Annotated in this window: 21 protein-coding genes; 7 read left to right on the top strand and 14 right to left on the bottom strand. The window is 42.5% G+C overall.

Annotated elements, in window-relative coordinates; all coding sequences use genetic code 11:
- Window positions 1–5 precede the first annotated feature (5 nt).
- The 3 genes from Q8W40_RS08995 (at window position 6) to Q8W40_RS08985 (ending at window position 2,777) form a co-directional block, all read left to right on the top strand.
- Window positions 6–644, top strand: coding sequence for a hypothetical protein (locus Q8W40_RS08995; protein ID WP_126609284.1), 639 nt, complete (start codon window positions 6–8; stop codon window positions 642–644).
- Between the two features lie 107 nt (window positions 645–751).
- A complete protein-coding gene (locus Q8W40_RS08990) occupies window positions 752–1,543 on the top strand; it encodes a lipase family protein (RefSeq protein WP_305396840.1) in 792 nt (263 codons plus the stop codon).
- A 457-nt stretch (window positions 1,544–2,000) separates the two neighbouring features.
- A complete protein-coding gene (locus tag Q8W40_RS08985; RefSeq protein WP_126609192.1) occupies window positions 2,001–2,777 on the top strand; it encodes an EAL domain-containing protein in 777 nt (258 codons plus the stop codon).
- A gap of 1 nt (window position 2,778) precedes the next feature.
- On the opposite strand, the gene Q8W40_RS08980 is transcribed toward Q8W40_RS08985, so the two are convergent.
- The 8 genes from Q8W40_RS08980 to Q8W40_RS08945 all read right to left on the bottom strand — a co-directional run bounded on the left by Q8W40_RS08980 (window position 2,779) and on the right by Q8W40_RS08945 (window position 10,885).
- Window positions 2,779–3,549 carry a sulfite exporter TauE/SafE family protein gene (locus Q8W40_RS08980; RefSeq protein ID WP_305396839.1) on the bottom strand — a complete coding sequence of 257 codons (771 nt, stop codon included), beginning with the start codon at window positions 3,547–3,549 and terminating at the stop codon, window positions 2,779–2,781.
- Window positions 3,518–4,225, bottom strand: coding sequence for a ThuA domain-containing protein (locus tag Q8W40_RS08975; RefSeq protein WP_305396838.1), 708 nt, complete (start codon window positions 4,223–4,225; stop codon window positions 3,518–3,520). The genes Q8W40_RS08980 and Q8W40_RS08975 overlap by 32 nt, the downstream gene beginning before the upstream one ends.
- Window positions 4,225–5,115, bottom strand: coding sequence for an NAD(P)-dependent oxidoreductase (locus Q8W40_RS08970; protein ID WP_305396837.1), 891 nt, complete (start codon window positions 5,113–5,115; stop codon window positions 4,225–4,227). The genes Q8W40_RS08975 and Q8W40_RS08970 overlap by 1 nt, the downstream gene beginning before the upstream one ends.
- A 120-nt stretch (window positions 5,116–5,235) precedes the next feature.
- A complete protein-coding gene (locus Q8W40_RS08965) occupies window positions 5,236–6,786 on the bottom strand; it encodes a sugar ABC transporter ATP-binding protein (protein WP_305396836.1) in 1,551 nt (516 codons plus the stop codon).
- Entirely contained in the window at window positions 6,783–7,733 is a 951-nt protein-coding gene (locus tag Q8W40_RS08960; protein ID WP_305396835.1) for an ABC transporter permease, read from the bottom strand. The genes Q8W40_RS08965 and Q8W40_RS08960 overlap by 4 nt, the downstream gene beginning before the upstream one ends.
- Window positions 7,734–7,749: 16 nt before the next feature.
- Window positions 7,750–8,790, bottom strand: a complete 1,041-nt coding sequence (locus tag Q8W40_RS08955) for an ABC transporter permease (protein WP_305396834.1) — start codon at window positions 8,788–8,790, stop codon at window positions 7,750–7,752.
- Window positions 8,791–9,054: 264 nt separating this feature from the next.
- Window positions 9,055–9,990, bottom strand: a complete 936-nt coding sequence (locus tag Q8W40_RS08950) for a sugar ABC transporter substrate-binding protein (RefSeq protein WP_305396833.1) — start codon at window positions 9,988–9,990, stop codon at window positions 9,055–9,057.
- Between the two features lie 91 nt (window positions 9,991–10,081).
- Window positions 10,082–10,885 carry an SDR family NAD(P)-dependent oxidoreductase gene (locus Q8W40_RS08945; RefSeq protein ID WP_126609199.1) on the bottom strand — a complete coding sequence of 268 codons (804 nt, stop codon included), beginning with the start codon at window positions 10,883–10,885 and terminating at the stop codon, window positions 10,082–10,084.
- A 443-nt stretch (window positions 10,886–11,328) separates the two neighbouring features.
- On the opposite strand from Q8W40_RS08945, the gene groL reads away from it, so the two are divergent.
- A complete protein-coding gene (gene groL / locus Q8W40_RS08940) occupies window positions 11,329–12,939 on the top strand; it encodes a chaperonin GroEL (RefSeq protein WP_305396832.1) in 1,611 nt (536 codons plus the stop codon).
- Between the two features lie 168 nt (window positions 12,940–13,107).
- Here the strand turns inward: groL and Q8W40_RS08935 are convergent, their stop codons facing one another.
- From Q8W40_RS08935 to Q8W40_RS08920, 4 genes are all read right to left on the bottom strand, one after another.
- Window positions 13,108–14,253 carry a Gfo/Idh/MocA family protein gene (locus Q8W40_RS08935; protein ID WP_305396831.1) on the bottom strand — a complete coding sequence of 382 codons (1,146 nt, stop codon included), beginning with the start codon at window positions 14,251–14,253 and terminating at the stop codon, window positions 13,108–13,110.
- 57 nt (window positions 14,254–14,310) lie between these two features.
- Complete coding sequence (locus Q8W40_RS08930) at window positions 14,311–15,801, bottom strand: sugar ABC transporter ATP-binding protein (protein WP_305396830.1); 1,491 nt, start codon at window positions 15,799–15,801, stop codon at window positions 14,311–14,313.
- 66 nt (window positions 15,802–15,867) lie between these two features.
- A complete protein-coding gene (locus Q8W40_RS08925) occupies window positions 15,868–16,833 on the bottom strand; it encodes an ABC transporter permease (RefSeq protein ID WP_305396829.1) in 966 nt (321 codons plus the stop codon).
- A 35-nt stretch (window positions 16,834–16,868) separates the two neighbouring features.
- Window positions 16,869–17,828 (bottom strand): ABC transporter permease, encoded by a 960-nt coding sequence (locus tag Q8W40_RS08920; protein WP_104400641.1) that lies wholly within the window; start codon window positions 17,826–17,828, stop codon window positions 16,869–16,871.
- 266 nt (window positions 17,829–18,094) lie between these two features.
- On the opposite strand from Q8W40_RS08920, the gene Q8W40_RS08915 reads away from it, so the two are divergent.
- A complete protein-coding gene (locus Q8W40_RS08915; protein WP_237324127.1) occupies window positions 18,095–19,093 on the top strand; it encodes a sugar ABC transporter substrate-binding protein in 999 nt (332 codons plus the stop codon).
- Window positions 19,094–19,127: 34 nt separating this feature from the next.
- Here the strand turns inward: Q8W40_RS08915 and Q8W40_RS08910 are convergent, their stop codons facing one another.
- Window positions 19,128–20,837, bottom strand: a complete 1,710-nt coding sequence (locus Q8W40_RS08910) for an ABC transporter substrate-binding protein (RefSeq protein WP_305396828.1) — start codon at window positions 20,835–20,837, stop codon at window positions 19,128–19,130.
- A gap of 248 nt (window positions 20,838–21,085) precedes the next feature.
- Here Q8W40_RS08910 and Q8W40_RS08905 point away from each other — a divergent pair, with 248 nt between their 5' ends.
- Together Q8W40_RS08905 and Q8W40_RS08900 are read left to right on the top strand one after the other, a co-directional pair.
- Entirely contained in the window at window positions 21,086–22,705 is a 1,620-nt protein-coding gene (locus Q8W40_RS08905) for a GMC family oxidoreductase (RefSeq protein ID WP_305396827.1), read from the top strand.
- On the top strand, window positions 22,702–23,730 hold the full coding sequence (locus tag Q8W40_RS08900; RefSeq protein ID WP_305396826.1) for a Gfo/Idh/MocA family protein: 1,029 nt from the start codon (window positions 22,702–22,704) through the stop codon (window positions 23,728–23,730). Before Q8W40_RS08905 ends, Q8W40_RS08900 begins: the two co-directional genes overlap by 4 nt.
- 71 nt (window positions 23,731–23,801) lie before the next feature.
- On the opposite strand, the gene Q8W40_RS08895 is transcribed toward Q8W40_RS08900, so the two are convergent.
- Window positions 23,802–25,163 (bottom strand): dihydrolipoamide acetyltransferase family protein, encoded by a 1,362-nt coding sequence (locus tag Q8W40_RS08895; RefSeq protein ID WP_305396825.1) that lies wholly within the window; start codon window positions 25,161–25,163, stop codon window positions 23,802–23,804.
- Window positions 25,164–25,178: the final 15 nt, after the last annotated feature.

Raw genomic sequence — 25,178 nt, 5'->3', positions numbered from 1 at the left:
TCTGTTTGTTAAAAGATTTAGTCATTCAAGGATTGATTGATTTTCAGGAAGACTGCCTGAAATTATGCGAAAGCCATTACCCAACTGTGCATAATCGTGGCATGAGTGAGCATCATCTCGGTTTAGCGTTTGCTCGCAGAATGGCTAGCAAGTTTACAGAATATGATCACCCAAACTACTTCGAATCCATAGAAAGCCTTCCGGTTCCTGACCAGCCTTTCCATTTCCGCGTATCCTCAGACATCGGGACTGTTTGGGTGCATAGCCACCACTTAATGAGTGCAAGTAAAAGCTGCCGGGAAAATATGCTAAGAGACATAAATCAATGGCAAGCTGAATATGGGTACGCCATACAACCGAATGATCTATTAGTTGTTATTGCCGATCACTGGTTTACTCGGGGAAAATGGAGCCGTGAGATATTAAGTTGGTGGAATACTGAACTTCCGAAGAACGAAGGAGAGTACAAAGAGCAAGGCGTCTTGTTATGGAAATCTGAGAGTTCGATCTATAAAGAACTGGAACAGCGGTTTTCTATTCGCCCTTGTTACCTTAGCTTTGCGCATCCTCTAAGAAAACCCAACACCAAAGACGCGATTCTTAAATACATACACCTCTACTCCATACTTGAATGGCATCGTTAGGCTCAATTTATAAATAACTTTGCCCAAACTACCTAAACAACACCCACTTTTTGTCATCAAGTTTTAACACTTCGCAGTCAAGCTGAAATAAAACTCTTAAGTTGGCTGTGAAAAAACTAAAACGTTACCAATATGAACGCTACGCCGTTCTTTGCGAACTTGCCTACCCACGTACTTTTAAGCAAACCCGATACGGATTCGATCCCAACGGACAACGTGTCATTAACAACCGATTTGGAAAGGTGCTGATGCGCATTCTTTGGAGTCGTAATAGCGATGAAGTGATCATCGTTATAAAAGGGTCACACAACATTTGGGATTGGCTTCTAAACAGCGCAATGTGGCAAAAGTCCTGTAAATGCTGGGGGCTTCACTACTCTATTCACGCTGGGTTTCACTTCCTACTTAGTCAAGAAAGTACGCCAGCGCATAAAAAAGATACGCTAGGTCGCTCAGTAATGGAGCGCGTAGAAGATATTGTGAAACCTTTAGTCGACGAGCAAGGAAAGAGAATAAGTATCACTGGTCACTCTTCGGGTGGAGCGATTGGTAACGTACTGGCTGACTATTTAGAGTCCCGTTATCCGAATTGCATTAAACGCGTAGTCACTTTTGGTCAACCAGCAGCTGGAAACTATCAGTTTAAAGCGCATTACAAACTGGCAAGAAGAACATACAGGGTATGCTGCGACCTCGATATTGTAACATTTATGCCACCCCTCCCTTTCGTGTATTGGCACGTCGGAAAACTTTTGTGGCTATACAATGGGAAAATTTACGAAAACACTCCTACTGGGATCCGACTTATACGTTCAATTCTAAGCTGGTTGATCCGCCCTTTCTCATACCATTTGATGAGGAAATATATTAGAAATAAAGACTTTTTCGATGAACGATAAATAATTCAAATAGTATTTTGATCAAATATAGATCTTAAGATCCCTATCAACGATTTTTTTGATCTAAATACAAAATGTGTTTATTTAATTAATGAAGTTAGTGTTTGTTACAATTTAAATGAGAGCAGGTTCTAATTATATGTGAGCTTCGTTTGATATTTGAACAACCGGCTCATTTATAAATATTGTGACGAGTTCTATATTTTGTAAAAATAACTTCTTCTATGCACCTATTATTTATATTTATAGCAGCCATAAGAAGACATTATATTAATAATACATATCAAAAACTTAACAAAATAATTTTCAAATAAATCATTACAAATCAATTAGGGTTAGCATACCAAATAAATAGTCTTGACAATGTTGATATTCTGCCCAAAATAGAGTGATGTTTTTAAGTATTTCGTTATTTTAATATATCGATCTTAGTATTGCCTTGAGCTTGTATGAAAGTATGATCTTATCTAATTCAGAAAATTTTACGCTGTGCCTTAAGCAAGACAAATCTGGTGAGCATTACGCAGAATACGATAACTTCGTATTGAGAAGTGTATTTCAGCCAATTTTCAATGCTGGCAAAGAAGTTATGGGGGTGGAAGCTCTTGTTAGAATTTCTGATCAGGAAGGTGAAACCATTCGACCGGACTTATTTTTTCATACCAACACATTTTGTATAGAAACTCGTATAGATGTAGAAGCACTAAGCAGGGCAATACACATACTCAATTTTGCTCAATCCAAACACCGAAATAAACAACTCTTCTTAAATGCCCTGCCGGACCCAGAGCATAATCTTTTCCACGATTTGAGCCGCTCTGTATTAGTTAACAGACTCGACGAACTTAAAATCCGGACCAGGCAAATTGTTATTGAATTTGTCGAACTGCAAGTTAAAGACAATCAGATGTTATCTCGAGTGACTTCACTACTGACTCAAAATGGGTTTGGTATTGCGGTAGACGACTACGGTCAGCAAGCGTCTACAAAAGATAGAGTGAAGCTCATCAACCCTTCAATAGTAAAGATCGATAAGAGTCTAATGAATGACTTTATGGGTGGCATCGCATCCCCACTCCTTTCTGCACTTCGAGTTGCCACAGAAGTCGGTGCAAAAACTGTTATTGAAGGTATCGAATCGAAGGAACAATTCGAAAACATGGTCTCGTTGAACATCGACATGTTCCAAGGCTATCATTTGGCTCATCCAGAACCTTTGCATTCCGTTAACTGAGTTAAAGCAAAATCCCCTCAAGAAGCAGTTTTGTGCCGAATACCAATAGGCAGACATAGCATACTTGATATATAAACTTTTCTGATACTCTGTGGAGCAACCAAACGCCCAAATAGACACCAATCGGGGCTAACGGCGCTAAAACAAATGCCGTCATTAGATTTTCCTTTGAGAAACTTCCTAACATCCCATAAGGCACAAGTTTTATTCCGTTCAGAATCGCGAACAAGACCGCCATAGTACTTACAAGAACAACCTTATCTAGCTTTAACGGCAGTAAGTAAATGGTTGCAGGTCCACCACCCGAATGGATAGCGGTACTAGAGAACCCGCATAAACAACTCCAGATTATCCGCCATTTTGGATGCTTAAAAAACGCATGGCCACTGATGCCAAACCAATATAAACAGCAAAATAGAACGGATATCCCTCCTATCAACGCTTTGATCAAATGTATAGATAATAGATCCAAAAGCAGGCCAGCAACTACAATACCTATTATTGCCCAAGCCAGCATAGAGCGGATCACGGAGTAATTTGCGGTTCGGTAATGATGTTTTACAGCAAAGATATCCATAACGATCAGAATGGGCAGTAAAATGGCGGCAGCTTGAATGGGGGAAATCGTTAGTGACATCATAGGAACTGAAATGCTTCCAATGGCACCACCAAACCCACCTTTCCCTATTCCATAAATCAAAATTGCAGGGACGGCGACTAAATAAAAAAAGGGTCGACTATCATCTATCTCTTGCTGCCCAGCGAAAACCACGCCTCATCAACTCGTCGATTTGCGGGTATTCTAGCTCTCTTATTGTGTGACCTACAGAGCAATAAAATACTTTGCCTTGGTCCCAAAACCTGCGCCAAGCAATGGGCATTTTAGTACCCTCTATCCAATGAAGGTGCTCCCCACTAAATTCAGTAGAAGCCAATACATCATTACTTGGGTCTACCAACATGTAATATTGCTCGCCATACATCGTAAAGTCTGAGAGATTGTGCGTAATTCCATCTCTTGAGTCGTGAAAGCGGATTGGATAGTGGATGAAATCATCAGAAGGAATTGGATTGTCGGGCCAACCGGGTGGATGAGCAACAAACTGCCCACCAATGAGGAAGTGATAGGTTGGATGATCTCTAAATGCGTCTCCCATGTGACCGTGCCATCCAGCGATTCCGCACCCTCCTGCAATCGCAGCTAATAAACCTTGCTCTTCCTCTCTTGAAATATTTCCGAATTCTTCTTGGTGGCTGCTTCTAGCGCTCGACCAGATAGGAATGATTAAGTCGATATCCGAGGTCAATTCACGATCCAGTAACGGAGAGAACGAATCATACACAATCACTTCAAACCCTTCTTCTTTCAAAAGGTTCGCTGCCCAAGAACAAAATGCTTCGGGAGTATGCCCCTCCCATCCACCTACAAACAATGCTGCTTTCTTCATTATTTTGTCTCCTTTTTGTTTCGTTGTTTGCGATAACTTGCCATTCCTGCCATGTCTTGCTCACCATAGCCAGCTTGGCTTGCCAAACATAATTGTTGATGGTTGATCGACATTTGAGGAACGTCCAAATCGGCTTCATTGGCTAATTCGATGGCCAGCCTCATGTCTTTCTTTGCAAGATCGAGAGCAAATGTCACAGCATCGTCCGTTCCTAAATAAAGAGGTGTACGGAAGCGCATCATAGGTGAGCCAGCTGCGCTAAGATTAAGAAGTTCAAGCAACGCTTCATGCTTGACGTTTAACGGTTCAGCGAGTGAAAGTATTTCCGCAATGATTTGGTTTTGGCTGTGAATAACACTGTTGATCAGCAATTTGGCAATGTGCCCAAGTGTAGGACCTCCCATAAGCAAAGTTTGCTTCCCCATCAAATCAAAACAAGCTTGTAGCGTACTGTTTCTTAACTCGTTCGCACCTAACATGAAAACCAAATCACCATTCTCAGCGGCATCTAAACTGCCTGACACTGGCGCATCAATGTATTGCACTCCATTTTCAGACGCTGAAAGGTGTAATCGTTTTGAGGTGGATTCGCCGATGGTACTCATTTCAATCCAATAACGAGAACGCATTGAGCCAGAAAGGACGCTGTCTTTATTTGTTAAGTACACACTTTCTACTGCTTTATCATCCGAAAGTATGGAGAAAACCATGTCACAGTGGTGACCGATTTCCGCCGGACTCTTCGCTATTTGGATAGAACCAAAACGCGCTCGTAAATCCAAACAAGTTTGAACAGTTCGGTTATAAACCATCAACGAAATACCATTGGTAGCAAGATTTGAAGCCATAAGCCGCCCCATTTTTCCTAACCCAATAAATCCAACCCTCATGTAAGTATTCCTTTAATTTGGCACAATAAACCATGCACACCGCTTTCGAAGTGTGACTAGCTATTTTTAAGACATAATTAGCTTAGAGCGCTAGCGAGCGCTCCAAAGATATGAGTAGAGTTATTGACCAGTAATCGCAGTGACTAGTGCGTTTTCCGAGACTTCCTCTGAAGTAAATGTTTTGACCAATTTTCCTTCATACATTGCGAGTATTTGGTCACTAACGCCAAGTACTTCAGGCATTTCAGATGAGATCACAAGCACTGCCAAGCCTGAGCGTGCTAACTCTCTAATAAGGCTATGAATTTCTGATTTTGAACCTACATCAATACCGCGTGTAGGTTCATCTAAAATGAGTACCTTCGGCTGCATAGAAAGCCATTTCCCTATAACTACTTTTTGTTGATTACCGCCACTCAGGTTGCCTACGGGATAAGAACCATCAGGTGATTTTATTGATAACTGCTGTGCGTAATCATCGTATATTTTCCCTTCCTTTCCCTGAAGTAACCATCCAAGCACAGAAAGCCTATCTACTTGAGCGATGGTCATGTTATCGCGACAACTCATTTCAAGAACAAGCCCTTGTTCTTTCCTATTTTCAGGAACCAGAGCGATCCCCGTATCAACGGCTACTTTACTATCAGAAATAATGGTTCGCTCGCCATTGAATGTAATGTAGCCACTTTCTGGATTTCTTAATCCAAACAATGTTTCTGCGATTTCAGTTCGTCCCGCTCCCACCAAACCGTACATACCCACAACCGTTCCCTTTTTTAACTCGAAACTGATGTTTTCGTAGTAAGGTTTCAGGGTTAACTCATTCACTTCAAGAACGGTCTCTCCACCTAATTGAGGGTCAATACAACCACTTTTATCTAGCTCCCGACCAATCATCAACGCGGTTACGTCTTGCTCGTTTGTTTTGGTCGTTTCTAGCGTTCCACGGTATTCACCGTCCCGAAGTACGGTGAGCCTATCGGACAGTGTAAAAATCTCATCCATCCGATGCGATATGTACGCGATCCCTACTCCTGATTTTTTAAGTTCGCTGATCATGTCGAACAGCACGACTTTTTCGTAGTCCGTTAACGACGCTGTAGGTTCATCAAAAATGACTATTTTGGGGGTGAACACCAACGCTCTAGCAATCTCAACCATGTACTTCTTTGCAATGGTAAGATCCGCTACTTTGTCGCTGGCTTTAAAGTCACAATTTAGTCGAGACAATATTTCTGAACTTCTTCGATTCAGCGTTTTACTGTCGACAAAACCAAGCCCGAAGCGCGGTAACATGCCTAAGAAAATGTTTTCCGCCACAGTAAGATCTTCGACAAGCGAAAGCTCCTGGTGAATCATTAAAATGCCCTGATTTCGCGCATCCATTGGGGTTTTAAGGAGAACAGGGTTTCCATCAATCAATATTTCTCCGTGTTCTGCCTGATAAATTCCAGAAAGGACTTTCATCAATGTCGATTTACCCGCACCATTTTCCCCAAGTAACGCATGTACTTCACCCGAGCGAATATCAAAGCTCACATCATTCAATGCCACGACACCCGGAAACTCTTTACGTACACCCTTTAGCTCTAACGTTGGTGTATTAGGTTTCGTTTTTTCGGATGTTATTACGGCTGATGTTGTTGCGTCTTCTTCTATTAACGTACTCATGCCGTTACCCCTTTACTGCCAGATTGATTCACCTTCTTGTCAATAAACAAAACTAAAATCAAAATTGAGCCCATAATGACTAACACATAAAATGCAGGTACTTGGAGTAAGTTCAATCCATTACGTAATATGCCAATAGCGAGTACACCGCCTAGTGTCCCAATAATACTCCCTGCACCACCTGTTAACCGTGTGCCTCCTAAAACAACAGCGGTGATTGTCCACAATTCAAAATCTCGCCCGAGGTTTGGGGTTGCTGCCCCCATTTGAGTCGATAACGTCACACCTGCAAATGCAGCAAAGAAGCCGACTAACACAAAGTTAATTACCATGTGAGGACCGACTCGAATCCCCGAATCAATCGAAGACTTTATATTCCCTCCAACGGCGTATACATTGCGTCCATGAACCGTATATTTAAGTACGATATGCATAAGTAGAGTGGCGACTAAAAACAGCAGAGCCAACGTGGGGAATCCGAAAACATCGCTACTGCCAAAATCTGAATACGCAAAGTCGAGTGCATAAAAAGACTGCTCTTGCGTGTATACAAACACAAGCCCGCGTACACCAATCATTGCCCCTAAAGTCACAATGAATGCGTCAACACCGGTTTTCCACACCAAAACACCATTTAAAAAGCCTAACAAGGCGCCGGCACCTAGAGCAGCAATTACAGCAAGTGGAATTCCAATGCTTCCTTGTAAATCGACGGCTAAACTCGCCGAAAGTGCTACTACGGCACCAACAGAAAGGTCGATATTTCCGTTGATCATTACGTAAGTCATGCCTAACGCAATGAAACCGATCGTCGACGTTTGGATCAGAATGTTTTGAAAGTTAGTCACATCAAAGAAGTGCTCGGACGCAAAGCTGAATACGAAAATTGAAACAAGTACAAAAATCCAAATCGGCTGCGCGGTTAAGAATGTTTTTAGCTGATTCATGCTTCCCTCTTTTTACTCAGTATTTGGTAAACAAGCTTCCGCGCTTAGAGCCCACGTCGAGCCAAACCGCTAAAATGATCACAGCCCAAGTCACGAGCCACTGAGCGTAATATGGGTAACCCATAAGCAGTAAACCATTTTGGATAAAGCCCAGCATCAATACCCCAATGACCGTTTTCACTATACTTCCAGAACCACCAAGCAAGCTTGTACCACCTAAAATGATGCCCGCTAGAACAAGTAACTCATACCCTTGACCAACGTTGTTTTGTGAGCCCATCACTCTTGACCCTAAGATGAGCGCAGCAACGCCAGTAGAAAGCGCTGAAAGAATGTAAGTAGTAAAAACTAATTTGCTTCGACGAATTCCCGAATAAGTTGTAGCGAGAGGATTTCCACCCAACGAAAAAACTTTTCTTCCGTAAGATGTTTTCTTTAACAGAAGCTCATACACAATAGCTAAAACCGCAAAGATGATAATTGGAACCGCAATTGGTCCTATGAACCCTCTGCCAAAAAATGCAAACCACGTGTCTTCTTGGTTAGCAATATCGACATTTTGACCGCCGGTATACACCAAAATAATGCCTTGAATTGCCGAAAGCATGCCAAGTGTGACGATAAGAGAATTAAGCCTAAGATATCCAATGAGAAAACCATTAATTGCACCGATAAGGAGCGTAAAAACAAACATGAATAGAATGGCTTGAGAAGGACCAACCTTGTCATGTAAATCGACAACGAGAACCGTAGAAAAAGAAAGAAGTGATCCCACTGAAAGGTCGAGGTTCCCGCCAATGACAACAATCGTGACGCCCAGAGCAATCGTTCCTATGATGGACGCTTGGCGAATCACCGTCATAAAATTATCGGTACTTAAGAAACGTTCAGAAAATACAGAGAAAACTACGATGGACAGAAGGAAAGCCACACTGATTCCGTGCTTAGCCATCAGCTTACTCAACGAATGTTGAGATAAGCGCTCATCAATGGATGGTTGCTTTTTACTTTCGTCACTTTTCTTATAGGTTTGTGCTGGTGGAGAGTCCATTGTCATACCGCTACCTTAGAAATGAAATTGATACGGTCCGAATAGATGCTTTAAGAACTAAAATACAAACACATTAACCATTAAGTTCTTAAAGTGTAGTCCTCAAGATTCGCTTAACACCGTCTTGATTTGCCTACATAAGTTTTCAAAATGAGACCGTGGAAAATCTGTGGCTTATCGAAACGCATCACGTTTCACTATCAATAAGCCACATCCATTACCATCTACCTTTTATAGCTTCTATTTGTTATATAGCTTCTATTTTCACAATTAGAAAACTGGTTTGGTAAATTGAGACATGTTGTCTTGGGTGATTTTTGGCGTATCAAAGTAGTTCTGCTTAGGCACCTCTTCACCATTCGCTACCGAAATAGCCGTCGCTAGTGCGTTTTTTGCGTCATCGACAGGAGATTGATATACCGACCCCCAATATTCGCCGCGTCCCATGGCCTCATAACCAACAGCAAAGTTGGTGGCACCAATAAATGCAATCCCTTTGCGGTTTGCGGCTTTAGCAGCATTTAGCGCACCGACTCCCATGTTATCGTCGCCAGAGTACACGCCGTCGATGTTGTCGTACTTGGTTAAGAAGTTTTCCATAACACGCTGAGATTTTTCTCTATTCCAATCACCAGGTTGAGTTTCCATAATCACAACTCCAGGGCACGCCTCAGCCAATCGATCCTCAAAACCTGATTGTCTCTCGATTGCAGTGGTATAACCGGGTTGCCCTGAAATCTGCACGATTTTGCCTTTACCATCTAACGCATCACACATCATTTCCGCAGAATAAGCACCTTGAACAATATTGTTTGGACCAGAAAATGAAGCAATAAATTGCTGACCTTCTTCAGCGACATTTGAGTTAGTCACAACAACGGGAATACCGGCTTTTTTTGCTTTTCGGATGACAGGAACAACGGCTTTACCATTGGTCGGCCATATGATGATCACGTCGACTTTTTGCTGTATGAGATCCTGCATCTGAGCGATTTGACGAGCGACATCACCACCTGCATCCAGCACTACCGTCTTCACATTACTCGTATTCGCGGCGGCTTCTTTAAACGCTTTTTCATAAGTGGTTTGGTAAGAGTCAACCCCAACATTATTTTGGGTAATACCAATAACAAGATCTTTTGCAGTAACACCAAATGCTGTTGAAGCAGCCATTGAGGCTAACAGCGTTATTTTTACCGTTTTCATTGTTAACTACTCCTTGTTTACGTTATTTAGTGCCCTCTACCACATACATCCCAAAAATTCGGTCCTCAGGCACTTTCTTTATCTCTTCGTTTTATTGCATCACCATACCGCCATCAATCATGATCAGCTGTCCGGTCATGTAATCTGAATCCGGACTTGCTAAAAATGCAGCAGTACCCAGCACATCTTCTGGGTATGAATATCTGCCCAGTAAGATCATGTCTTCAGCAAGCTTATCCATTGATTCACCGGGTTTTTCGAATTTACCTATCGCCACCAGATCCTTGTCTAGTTGCTCCCATAATTCGGTTCTCACTACACCCGGACCATAGCCATTTACGGTAATGTTGTGCTGAACGAGTGCTTTAGCGCCACCATTAATCATGGCAAGAACTGCGTGTTTACTGCACGAATATGGAACAACATCATCAAAAGCCATACGAGACACAATTGAGCCGACATTTATAATTTTGTAGGGTTCTTTCTGTGGCCCTTGCTTAATCATCTGGCGAGCAGCTTCTTGCATTCCCATCAGACAGCCAAGCCCGTTAACGGTCATAATCTGATGCCAGTTTTCTTCAGTAATATCCATAAACATAAGTGGCTTATTGATACCCGCATTGTTGAGCATCACGTTAATTGAGCCAAATGCCGCAACCGTTGCTTCTACACCGGCAGCGATGTCTTCTCTTTTTGTGACATCCATCTTTACCGCAATCGCCTCACCACCAGCAGCCTCAATTCTTGACACTACTTCTTTACAACCTTCAATGTTTAGGTCAGCAACACAGACTTTGGCACCTTGTGCTGCGTAATTTTCAGCAATAGCAGCGCCCATGCCTCTGGCAGCACCTGTGATCAAAACATGCTTTCCTTTGAGTCTGTTTATATCCACAATTCATCTCCTTTCTGTGTCAACTCAACTTTAATCTTAGTCATACCAAAAGCTCTGGCTTCTTACTTCACACAAACCTTCAAATTTATTTTTTAACCAACATTGCAAACGTTTGCATTACTTTTGAAAATTTTTTTGCTTAGAAAGTTACAAACAGAATAGCTATTTACATATTTTTTACATCCCCTTTTTTGGCTCAAATATAAGAATATCATTTCTTCTTTTGTCTAATTGATCAAAATAATAACTTATTTTCAGATAGATACCTATCCTTTACCTTGTGAATATTAATGATTAAAAAATACTCAAAATGGCTAATTGATCACATTGCATCGTTCATTATGCTCAAGTTATGTTATCAGTATGTGATTTATTATTTGCAAACGTTTGCAAATGGGGACAAGATATTTCTAAGCAGAGCAACAAAAATCATGAGGGAGATTATGGATCAGGATCATTTAGAGTTTGGAGAGAAAGCTCGCCAACGATTACTTACTGGCGCTAACTTATTAGCGGATGCAGTCAAGGTAACTTTGGGGCCTCGCGGAAGAAATGTCGTTATGAGAAACTTCGATCAGCCGCCGATCATCACTAAAGATGGCGTATCAGTCGCTGAAAAAGTGGCCATTAAGGGTCAAATGGAAGAAATGGGCGCATCCCTAATGCGCGCTGTTGCCTCAAAAGCCAACGATGAGGCAGGTGATGGAACCACAACATCGACGGTTTTAGCGCAGGCTATTTTGAATCGAGGTTTCAAGGCCCAGGCCGCTAACTTCAATATCATTGATATAAAATATGGAATTGAAAAAGCCACGTCCGCTGCTGTTGATGCGTTAAAAGCCTTATCCATACCTTGCAACAACGAAAGCGACATTCAGAATGTTGCCACCATTTCTGCTAATAATGATTCTACCATTGGCAAAATTGTTGCCGATGCAATACGTTCTGTTGGTCAGCATGGCGTTGTAACCATAGAAGAAGGTCGTGGTTTTAATACTGAATTGTCTGTTGTTAAAGGAATGCAATTTGGACGAGGCTACGTTTCTCCCCATTTCGTTAACGTTCAAGGGAAAATGCAAGTTCTTCATAAAACGCCGTTAATCATGTTAGTTGATGGCAAGTTACTCGACTATGACCAAGTAGTCCCCGCTATGGAGATATGCGCCAAAAAGAATCGACCATTGTTTATCATTGCCGAAGAGATAGAAGGCGAAGCACTTTCAACACTTGTCGTCAATCATATGCAAAAAACACTCTCAGCGGTTGCCACTCGTTCGCCCGGTTTTGGGCCAAGGCGTTCTGCTATCCTTCAAGATATCGCTGCACTAACGGGGGCAACGGTCCTATCTGCGGAAACGGGATTAACACCGGAAGCAATTACAGAGTCCCATTTTGGATCGTGTGAACGCCTAGAACTGACTAAAGACCAATTCACCATCATTAAGGGGAATGGTACAGAAAGCGCTATAAATGAACGCATAGGAAAAATTAATGCGGAGATCGTCGACTCTGAGTCGGATTATGATCAGCAAAAAATGTCGGAAAGACGCGCCCGACTTTCTGGTGGTATTGCGGTGATTGAAGTCGGTGCTGCAACGGAAACAGAAGTAAAAGAGAAGAAAGCCAGAGTAGAAGATGCGCTTCATGCTACAAGGGCGGCAATAGAAGAAGGTGTAGTGCCAGGCGGTGGTATAGCGTTGCTTAGAGTCGTAGAAAATTTAAAGCTTCCAACACCTCGTTCGCCCGATGAACAAGCAGGAATGAACATTGCGCTAGACGCAATGAAGGTTCCTTTTCAACAGATTATTACTAATGCAGGTCTAGATGCCGGTGTGCATCTCGAAAAAGTAAGCAATAAAGAAACGAATTTCGGATTGAACGCTGCAAGTAACGAATTTGGCGATATGGTTGAAATGGGCGTCATTGACCCAACTAAAGTGACTCGTATGTCCTTACAAACCGCGAGTTCCATTGCTGCATTGATGTTAACCACGGAAGCCCTAATTGGTGATACCGATCCGGATTATGTACCTTCACATCACCATGAACATTAATTGAATGAAACCAAGTAACCTAACATTGCGACAGCATGTTACGACAAGGGTTACTTGGTGCTTATTGCCTACTGGCCTTAAGTGAACTAATTCCGACTATACGACAACTATAAATGGCAAGGATTGCACAAACCTATGCCCACAAAAAATACGCAATCAATACGCGAATTAAACGCTCACCCAGCTTTTAAGTTTTACCGATTGCTGCATCGCATTGATGACTTTCATGATTTGGTAAGCCTCAAAAAAGTCACAGTCATGTGGTTGGTTGGTATTGTGGCAGTTTATCAATTCTGCCACCTCAATGATTTTTAAGTCGTTAAACCCTATTTGGTGCCCCGGAGCTGGGCAAAAATTGCCATAAGGTGGGTGAGCCGGCCCCATTTCGATTTTGCGAAAGCCATTTTCCGGCTTTGCCTCAGTATTCTTACAAAGCAACAACTCGTTCATTCTCTCTTGGTTAAAGATTATCGCACCTTCTGTTCCAGTGACTTCGAACTCTAGATCCATATTCCTACCAGACATTATCCAGCTCACATCGATACTGCCTTGTAATCCGCTAGAAAACTCAATGAGAGAATGTGACACATCGTCTACAAAAGACTCCTTGTTCTGCACTGATTCGTCATTTCCCGGCTTCTTACACGATCTCAATTTATGAATTGTTTTGCTCTGGGTACAGACCGTACTAATGTCACCCACCAAATACCTTGCCATAGCGACAATGTGGCTTCCTATATCTGCAAGAGCTCCCCCACCATTTATCTCAGTGCGAAACGAATGGGGTACATCTTTTGGCATGTAGTATTCAGCATGGCGCCCCCTAAAGCTAACTAGGTCGCCTAATTCGCCGGATTCAATGAGTTTTTTCGCATAGACAATCAACGGATTTCGTAGGAAATTAAACCCAACCACGGTCACCACTTTTTTATCGGAAGCCGCTTTCACCATTCTTTTCGCCGCTTCAAGATTCGTGGCTAACGGTTTCTCACAATACACCGTTTTTCCTGCGGCAATCGCTGCGAGCGCCATTTCTTCATGGAATATATTTGGAGTCGTTATAGCAATAATATCAATTAATTCGTCGGAAATAAGTTCTCGCCAATCGCTAGTTGCGCGCTCAAATCCAAGTGCTTTTGCGTTTTTATTTGCGCTTATTTGATCAACATCCGCTAATGAATAGAGTTCAATCGGGCTTTCTATATCGAATAACCCTGATACCGAACGAAAAGCATGGGCATGGCATCGCCCCATAAAACCAGCCCCGATCAAGCCAATTCGTACAGGTTCGACCTTTTTACTTATACTTTCCATGCATCCTCACTTTGTCTCGATCGCTTTCGCTCTGCTAACTTAAATTGCTCAGCAAAGTTAAAAAGACACCGCATTAATTAAGTTTTTCTCAGTCATTGCACTACCCACCAATTCCTTTGTAATACTTCCTTCTGAAAGCACTAAAATTCTGTGGCTTACGCCAATAACTTCTGGCATTTCTGAGGAAATGACGATAACCGCCAACCCATTTTCAGCTAGAGAAGCGATCAACTCGTGAATCGCAGACTTAGAACCAACATCAATGCCTCTCGTGGGTTCGTCTAAAATGATCAATTTAGGATGAGTTGACAGCCATTTAGCGAGCACAAATTTTTGCTGATTTCCACCAGACAGATCCTCAACTCGCTGGTTTGGACCCGTCGTTTTTATATCCAGTAAATTTTTATATTTAACAAAAAGCGAGGATTCTTTTGAATGATTTAAAACGCCAAAAGAAGACACTGACTTAAGGTTTGGTAAAGAAATATTGCTCTTCCCCCCCATTCCTAATATCAACCCTTGTTCTTTTCTACTTTCCGGAACCAATGCCATTCCGGCATCAATGGCTTCACGTGCAGAGCTAAACTGTACTTTCATTTCGTTAAAAAAAACGTTCCCGCTATCGGGCACTTTCAAGCCAAACAATGTTTCGGCAATTTCAGATCGTCCTGCACCGACAAGACCATACAGGCCAAGTACCTCTCCTGAGTTTACTGAAAAAGTAATATTTGAAAATTCCCCAGCTTTCGACAACCCATCGACCTTTAAAACTGGGGTGCCATGTGTCGAATTCGCTCTTATAAAATATTTATCTATAGTCCGCCCAATCATTTTTGTTGTGATGTCGCCGGCATCCGTCGATTCAGTTGGTAAAGTCGCTTGCAAAACACCATCTTTAAGAACCGTAATCTTGTCTGTAATTTCGAAGATTTCATCCATTTTATGACTGATGTATACAATAGCGGCCCCCTGTTCCTTTAACCGTCGAATGGTTAAGAACAGTTTATCTTTTTCTAAATCCGTTAATGATGCAGTAGGCTCATCGAACACGATGATTTTTGCGTTGTACGCGTACACTCTCGCGATCTCAACCATTTGCTGTCGAGCGATGGAGAGATCTTTCACTAAATCAGTCGGTTTGAAATCACAGCCAAGTTGATTTAGGGCGAGCTGGGCCTCTTGGTTCAGCACATCCTTTTTCACCACTCCAAAGGCATTGGTTGGCCATGCTCCTAAATAGATGTTCTCCGCAACCGACAGCTCAGGCGAAAGTGAAAGCTCTTGGTGAATGAGCAATATCCCATTCTCGATTGCAGATTTTGGGGTTGGAAACACCACAGAAAGGTCCGATAAAAAAATTTGCCCCTCATCAGGCTGATAAACACCTGCGAGAATTTTCATTAAGGTTGATTTTCCAGCTCCATTCTCACCAACCAATGCATGTACATCTCCGGCCTTGAGATCAAAACTCACCTCATTTAACGCAATAACGCCAGGGAATCGTTTTGTAATGCTTCTAAGAGATAACGTGGGTGGGTTCTTATCCATAAATTCCTACCTATTATGTTCCCTAACATCGCTCATGTTTCTAGGAGAGTTTCGTCTGAATCTTAGTTAGCCAGAACTTCGACCAACCAGTACTTTGTCGAGTATCAACGCTAGTATGAGCACAGACCCCATCACAATTAGCTCAATGTAGTTGGGCGTATTCATTAATCTCAGTCCGTTTTGAATCACCGATAGCGTGAGTATTCCGCCAAGCGTTTTCCACATACTCCCATACCCACCTTGCATCCGCGTGCCCCCTAAAACCACGGCAATTATCGCCCAAAGCTCCCAGATTTTTCCTGCATTGGGTTCTGCAGTTCCTAAACGCATAGACAATAAAACACCCGCAATGGCGGCCATAAGACCGCACAGTACAAAATTGATGGTCTTGTGTTTTTTTACGTTTATTCCAGCAACATGAGCAGCCTCTACATTGTCGCCAACGGCATAAGCTTCTCGCCCATGTCGAGTTGAAGAAAGCATCCATTGGAAAAAGAAAACGAGCGCTAAAAAAATCAGTGCTGTTATGGATAACGGACCAAAGTAGATCTCGGGGTATTCGGTATAGCTAAAATCTTCTACCATTAGTGCGTTTTCACCTGTATAGACAAAGACGATACCCCGAATTCCTATCAACCCACCAAGCGTGACGACAAAAGAATGCATGCCCGACATCGTAACTAAAGTGCCATTCAGCAGCCCGAGTAAAGCGCCTGACCCTAACGCGCATATAACAGCGGGCCACACGCCAATATGCGTTTGTAATCCAATAGCAAGTGCACTCGCCAAAGCCAAAATCGCGCCAACGGACAAATCTATTTCACCGTTGATCATCACCAGCGTCATGCCAATCGCAATAATTCCTATAAAAGCAGCCTGCGTTGCAACATTACTTAAATTGTTTAAAGTAAGAAAATAAGGAGAGGTAAAAGAGAAACAAATCATGGTTAGTATCAGGAATAACCAAATGTGATTTTTCGCCAGTTTCATCAAGATCTCTTGTGTCCGTGAACCTTTCAAGACGTTATTCACAATGCTCTTCCTTGCGGTTGTAACTGCCGTATTCCTCAAGCGATTACCCTCCCACGCTGTGCTGCTAAATCTATCCAAACAGCAACAATGATAATCACCCAAGTCACTAGCCACTGAACATAGTAAGGAAAGCCAAGCAACAATAAACCGTTCTGGATAAATCCAAGCATGCATATTCCGATTACGCTGCGCCAAATGGTGCCACTTCCTCCCATGAGAGAAGTTCCTCCCAAAATAATTCCTGCCAAGACTGTCAGTTCATATCCTTGTCCAATCGTATTTTGCGCGCCCATCACACGGCTCGCCATAATAATGGCGGCTATTGACGTCGTGAGCCCTGATATAACAAAAGTGACTAGGACACACATAGACGTTCCTATCCCCGAAAACAAACTGCCTATTTCGTTTCCACCAACGGCATAAATAGATCGCCCAAAGCCCGTTCGCTTTAAAACAAAACTCGCAATTAGTGCTGATGAAAGAAAAATCCAAACCGGAACAGGTATACCCAATAGCTCTTCACGCCCAAAAAACGCAAACCACGTAGTTTGTGAATCGGAAACGTTGACGTTGGCTCCCCCAGAATAGAGCAGCGTTAAACCTTGAAGAAGAGAGAGCATTGCAAGCGTGACAATCAGAGCATTAAGCCCCATTACACCGACAAAGTAACCATTAACAGCACCAATAAAGACACCGCAAGCGAGTGTGATCAAAATGGCGGGCAAAGGACCAATTTGGTTATGTAAATCAACCATGATGACAGTGAGTAAAGTCAGCATGGAGCCCACTGAAAGGTCTAACCGAGCGCTGATAACAACGAACGTTGCACCGATTGCCATCATTCCAGTGATAGAAACTTGCCTCATCACATCGAGAATATTATTCGCTGTTAGAAATGAAGGTACATTTACTGTAACGACAGATAGGAATAGTAAAAAGGCGACCAATAACCCGTTTGACCGCATTAGTGATATGACACGTTCCCTGCTTGTCATTGCACACTCCAATGTTAATCACTTGTTAATGAAATCGATTATGTCATGAGCGTACATTTTGTGTTTTTAAAAATATCCATAATGGATATTCAGGTAAAAACAAAATATCCATTATGAATATTCTTTGCCTTGTAAATGCGTAGTAAAGGTCAATCATGGATAGGGATTAACCTTTAACAGGTGACTTGCTTACAAGACTTATAGTTGAAGCATTCACTCTTCATAAAGGCAATGGATGACCTGATGTAATACAGAATGGAGGCTACATGAAGTTGCAAAAACGTATACTTAAGAAACTTTCACTACTCATATCCACAACACTAATATGTTCAACATCCTTTGCATCGGATGCGCCAGATTGGTTGGGAGGAGAACTAAAAAAACCACTGAGCGAAACAAGAATTGGGATAACCGTACTTTACCCAGGATCAAACGCTTATCAGGCTAAATACGCAGAAACCGCGGAAAAGTACACCAAGGAACTCGGGCTAAAAGCAACGGTTATGGATCCCCAAGGTGATCCTGCGACTCAATTTAATCAACTTCAAGATATGATCTCTCAGCGGTTCGATGTGATTGTACTTTGGCCTACATCGCAAAATGCCCTCATCCCAGCGGTTAGGCAAGCAACGCGCTCCAATATTCCCGTTGTCACATCGAACTCGCCAATCGGAGAAGCTGGAAGACGATACATTGCAGCACATACGGGGCCCGATGATTGCTCTCAAGCGGAACAGGCTGCAGAAATGCTTGGCGATTCGTTAGGGGGTAAAGGGAACATTGTGGTCGTTGAAGGTACACCGGGTTATACCGTTTCAATTCTTAGGAAAAACTGTTTCTTAGACAAGATTGAAGACCGCTACCCAAATATTACTATTCTTGCTAGCCAAACAGCAGAATGGAACCGAGAGAAAGCACAAACCGTTATGGAAACGTTCATTACTAAGTTCGGTGACAAAATTGATGGCGTTTATGCATTCGATGACGGCATGGGGCTTGGGGTTATCAGTGCCTTACAGGGTGCAGGCAAAAAGCCTGGTGATGTAAAAGTCGTCACGTGCAACTTATTTGGAGAAGGTTGGGATGCGATTAAAGCCGGTTGGGAGACGGGGTCTAACAAACAGTCTCCAATCGACGACGCAATTCTCGCGATTCAAACCGCCGTTAAAGTGGCAAATGGTATTGATGTACCTAAACTCAGCACTATTGAAACACCGAAGATCCAAGCAAACAATGTAAACCAGTTTGAGCGACCTAGTTGGTAGACGCACCGCTTCACTTCTTATTATTTAGCCAGTCTCAAAGCTGGCTTTTTTTATATCTCCCCGTTTCAATCATTATCTGATTAATGCGGAATTGCGCTGATTCCAACCCTTCTTCTGGAGATTTAACATCCCTCAAGATTGCGTGGATCTCTTCCCCTAATATATGAGTGATGTCGCTAAATTCAGGTATGGAAACTCTTGGCCACACTTGAATTTGACCTTTCTTTTCCAATGAGTCTACTGTATTTATCACTGAACTGAATTCCACTACCTCCTCATCTGCACTTGTAGAAAATCGTGGGCTCGAAAAACTGCCATTAAGTGTATACCACTTCATCATCTCGGGTGTCGTAAGGTAAGACATCATTTGCCATGTCGTACCTAAATGTTCTACTGGTAAATTGGATGGAATAGCAAGTGAGAAACCACCTATTGGGGATATAGGCTTACAACCGACGTTTGGTGGTGCGACACAATAACCAACGTTACCATTTGGTAGGCTGTCTGGATTCAGCTCGAAGAATCCTGCGCGAATAGACCAACCAAACGTAAATGCCGTCTCGCCTTCAGAGAATAAACGTATCCTTTTATCCCAATCGCATTTAAGGCTGGCTGGGTGTGCGAGCTTAAGCAATGATTTCAAATAGTGAACCGCTGCAAGCGCTTCCTTTGAATCTAAACAAGGTTTGAAGTTATTTGCTTGCAAATTTTCGGTATCAAAATCGTCACCTACTTTTGGTAAATTGATGACGGCCTTTCCAAAGGACGCGAGTATTTGAAGGAAAGTATGAGCGACAGGCGTACCGGATCCACAATTCAGTATGATTCCATACGTTTCGGGATGGCATTGTTGAAGCTGAATCAATGTATCCAATAAATCTTGGGTGGTTTTAGGAGGAGACAATCCCAATTCTTCAAGCATATCTCTGCGATAAAATAAAAGCTCTGCTGTAGGTTGAATAGGAATACCATATTGCTCTCCTGCTAGCATTGATGCTCGCCATGCAGCAGTATGAAAATCATTGTGATTAAAAGACTTCTCTTCAATAAATTGAGTAAGAGGTAACAACATATTCTTAGACACAAACTCGCCAAACCAAGGAAGATCAACAGCAATTAAGTCGTATTGAGATTCTGCACGTTGGGCATTTGCAATTATCTCGTCGTGAAGTTCATCTAGGGCCAAATTGACGATTTTCAATTTCCCACCGCACAATTCATTTAATGTTGAAGACAAATCACTAAGGGTTCTGAAGGTTGGATCTGAAGGGCATAAGATTTTTAACACCCTCTCGTAACCCAAACCATCTTTAAGGACACTGGGGTATGGAATGGTTCTTTGCCCCATATAGGCGCCACCAAAATAGAAGTCTCGCTGATCAGAGTGAAATCCAAAAGTACTTCCCACAAGCCCTTTGAGTTGAAAAGCAAACGCTTCAAATTGCTTAATCATTTTTTCCGTGGGGTGAATAGAAAATGATTTCCCCGTTTTCGTCTTTATTCTTTTAAGCAACATACCTTCGTCAATTAACTCGTTAATCCTTCGCATAGCTGTTGCATACGGAACATTAGACGCCATAGCAAGAGACGTCACAGTGATGAGCTTCCCCTCAAAATGACGACGAACACAGTAGGCAATAATATTCCAACGAGGATCAACAGATGACAATGGATGAGTGAACTCTGTTAGTGTTCGAGATGACTCAACGAAGCTCAATATCCTTATCAATTCTTCCTTTGTCATAAACCAGTTCCTTTGAATCAATAGTCTTACAGGTACACGTTTTCCAACTCAGGGAAAATATCAATCAATTGAGCATTTTCTCTAAGGTGCACACTCTTTCATCATATCTGTGATCCGTTGTTGCGTCCTTCCAATTATTGATAAACAAACAATTGAAATATCCATTTTGGATAACTCCGATGTGCGGTGTTTTGGGCAACTATGAAAAACTCATTCAAGGAATGGTTAACGTTACAGGGATAGGTTAAATGAACTCAAGTGAGTACGATTTTGTTGTGATTGGAGCAGGCTCTGCAGGTTGTGTCGTTGCAGGTAGGTTAAGTGAGGCTGGATATCAAGTACTCCTTCTTGAAGCAGGAGGTGCAGATAAAAGTCCATGGATACATATTCCTCTAGGCTATGCCAAGCTCTATAACAACCCTAAGCTCAATTGGTGTTATGAGTCAGAACCTGAGCCAGAATTGTATGGTCGAAAATTGCATCAACCAAGGGGAAAAGTGCTCGGTGGCACGGGTTCTATCAATGGTATGATCTACATGAGAGGTCAGCCCGACGATTTTAACCGATGGTTAAAAAATGGCTGTGAAGGCTGGGGCTATGACGACGTTCTGCCTTACTTTAAAAAGTCTCAACATCAGGTTCGTGGTAGCGATTACTACCATAGTGAAGGTGGACCCGTGTGGGTATCTGACCTCCCCTCAACTCACCCCCTGGCCGATGCGTTTAGTCTTGCGTCCGTTCAATTAGGTTCGAAGCAAAACGACGACTTCAATGGGGACACTCAGTTAGGTACCGGCTATGTGCAAGTTACAACAAAGCACAGTAAGCGCTGGAGTACCGCTGCGGCATACCTTCGTTCCAATTTCTCACAAAATATTACCGTCACAAAACATGCGCTTGTTGAGCGAATAGAACTTAATGCCTCAAAATCTCGTGCAGTAGGTGTAACGTATAGAGACAAACACGGAAGCTTGCATACTGTTCCCGCGAGTAAAGAAGTAATTCTCTGCGGAGGAACGTTTAATTCGCCAAAGATTCTTGAGCTGTCTGGCATCGGTGATCCTAAAATTCTAGCAAAGCATAACATTAAGCTAGCGCACCCCCTTAAAGGTGTTGGTCAAAATCTCCAAGACCATTTTGGTGTCGGTCTCGAATTTAAAAGTAACAGCAAAGATACCGTTAATGATCTTGCTAATAGCCTCATAAAGAGGTCGTGGGCAATGTTGCAGTATTTGCTCTTTAAATCTGGACCTATGGCGAGTAACGGCAATTATTCCAATACCTTTATTTCAACAACAGGTGATGACGTACATCCCAATATGATGGTTACCTTTATGGCTTGGTGTACCGGTGAGGATTTACAGCCACATCCTTTTTCTGGCTTTACAATTTTGGCAGAGCACATTCAGCCAGAATCCCGTGGAACAGTGCACATAGCGTCCAATAACCCTAAAACAACACCCGCTATTCAGTTTAACTTCTTATCAACGGAAAACGATAAAAAAGCAGCCATTGCAGGTGCAAAGTTCGCTCAAAAAATCGCAGACACCAAACCAATGAGTAACTACGTCAAAGACTTTGTCAGCCCTAAAAAAAGGTGTGTGACGGACGAACAATGGTTAGAGCACTGCCGGAAAACAGGCTTATCGTTATTGCATCCAGTCGGCACATGTAAGATGGGACCGAGCAGCGATTCTTTGGCCGTGGTCGACCCAAAACTTTGTGTTCATGGGATCGATAAGTTAAGAGTCATAGACGCGTCGATTATGCCTACTATCGTATCTGCAAACACAAATGCTGCATCTATTATGATTGGTGAAAAAGGAGCCGCCCATATTTTAGAAAAATGGCAGAGGACACCATCATGATTCGCCTTGGCATTATAGGTTCAGGGCGAATGGGGAAAATATACGCCTCCGCCATTTCAGACCATTGCGATGCTACTGTCGGGGCGATAGTCAGCCGGAACATAAACAATGCATCCGCATTATGCCAACAATTTGGAGGAATGCCTTTCGATGATGTCAGGTCTGCACTATTGAAGAGTGATCTTGACGCCGTCATCATTTGCTCACCAACCCGATTTCACTCTGAACATATTGAAATTTGCTGTGATTTCGCGCTCCCTATTTTATGCGAAAAACCAATAGACATTCATGTCGAAAAAGTACAAGCAGTCGCGACGCGCGTTGTGCAAAGTGGTATCCCTTTCATGGTGGGGTTTAATCGTCGCTTCGATCCTCAAGTCTTCGAGTTGCAAACACAGATTAAAAAAGGGCGCTTAGGGCGTCTTCGTATGCTGCTACTGACTAGCAGAGATCCGTCACCTCCAACGCTCGATTATTTAAAGCTCAGCGGAGGGTATTTTTGCGACAGCACCATACATGACATTGATCTCGCGTGCTGGATAACGGGTGAGAAGCCTATATCAGTTAATTCAGTCGGCAGCACCTTATTTAACAAAGATATCGCTTCAATTGGCGATAAAGATACGACAATGACGTTGTTAAAAATGCCCAGCGGAACATTGGTACACATAAATAATTGCCGTGAGTGTCGTTACGGTTTCGATCAACGAATCGAGGTCTTTGGGGACAAAGGTATGCTTCAAACAACAAACCAAACCGAGACTGGCTTACTTGTCTCGAACAACCAAAACTACCAGAGTTCTTCTTTACTCAAACACTTTTTTCTTGAGCGCTACCAAAGGTCATTTGTGCTTCAACTCGATGATTTCATTCAGTCGGTCAACAACCGTACTCCTATATCTACCACGCTTAAAGATGGGTTGAATGCGCTGATTATTGCTCAGGCATGCCAACAGAGTTCGGAGATAAACCAATGGGTCACTCCACACTATGATGAACAAAAAATGATGATGAACAAAAAATGAAATGTTCATGATCACGCGAATTTAAAGTGCAAGTAATGTAAGCGGTGAACTAGGTTTAACGCTAAGCAGCGTTAAACCTTTACCTCATCTTGCCATGGGTGTTGAATCAATATTTCAGAGATTCTGTTTAAGAAGGCTCCGGAGTATCCACCATCTACAGCGCGGTGATCAAATGATTGAGTTAACATTCCTTGGCTTGAAATACCGACCGATTCTTGTCCATTGCATTCAAATACAGCAGGTTTCCTCGCAATGGCATCGACAGATAAAATGGCTACTTGAGGAACATTGATGATCGGTGTGGTGAAAGCCGTGCCATAAACACCATTATTTGAAAGTGTATAAGTGCCTCCCTGAAGCTCATCAGCACTCAACTCGTTGTCCCTCGCTTTTCTCGCTAAATAAGCTATCTTCTTTGCCAACCCTGATACATTGTAATCGGCTGCATTTTTAATCACGGGCACAACAAGCCCTTTATGATTTAAGTCAACAGCAATACCTAGATGGATATCTCTCGACGTAATAAGCGTTTGATCCTCTAAACGGCCATTAAGGTCAGTAAATTCGGTCAACGCTATGCAAACAGCACGGGCGATAAAAGCAAGTGGTGTAAGACTGCATCCATATTTTGTCTTAAATGCTTCTTTATGTTGAAGCCTAGTCCGCTCTACAGCGTCAAAACAAACATCAATGCCTTGTGCAACATGAACGGCTTCATCAACCGACTTTGACATTTGATGGGCAATCATTTTTCGCATGTGGTTGAAAGGTTTAACCGTCTCAAATTCTGAATACGAATTCGGTACCGAAAGTTCAGCCTGTGTTTCAATAGCGGGATGAAAGTCGTTGTTAATAGCAGACCCGGTTTCAACGGTCGTACTATCTAAGTGGTCTAAGACATCTTGCTTTGTTATTCGGCTGTGTTTACCTGTCCCCGCAATATCAGAAGCATGAAGATTGTGTTCTCCGAGTAATCGCCGCACAGCGGGTGATAGCGCATCCGATACCTGCTTTTGCTCCAATGACATCCATTGAAGTACGTCTTTTTTTGTTATCCGATTATCTAAACCCGAACCTACAATATCATCCAAATCAACGTTGTTATGCTTACACAAGTATTTTACGGCAGGTGATTTTAAGCCTTTATAGGTGCCTTCAGTCGGCTCAGTTACGCTAGTTTCTTCGGCGGTACATAAAGAATGAGCCTCCTCACCTTCGACCTTCAAAGTCGCAACAGGTAAACCAACATCGATAACTTCACCCACTTGAGCATGCTTTTCAACAAGAGTGCCATTTTCGACCGACGGCACTTCCATTGTTACTTTATCGGTTGAAATTTCAAAAAGTGTTTCACCTTTTTTTACTTCGTCACCAACTTCTTTGCACCAAAGAATGATTTCCCCTTCTGTCACGGTTTCTCCGAGTTGGGGCATTACAATATCCATATT

Source organism: Vibrio penaeicida, from assembly GCF_030689305.1.
Lineage (GTDB): Bacteria > Pseudomonadota > Gammaproteobacteria > Enterobacterales > Vibrionaceae > Vibrio > Vibrio penaeicida_B.
The sequence above is the reverse complement of the archived record's forward strand: the minus strand, read 5'-3'. Positions and strand labels throughout refer to the sequence as shown.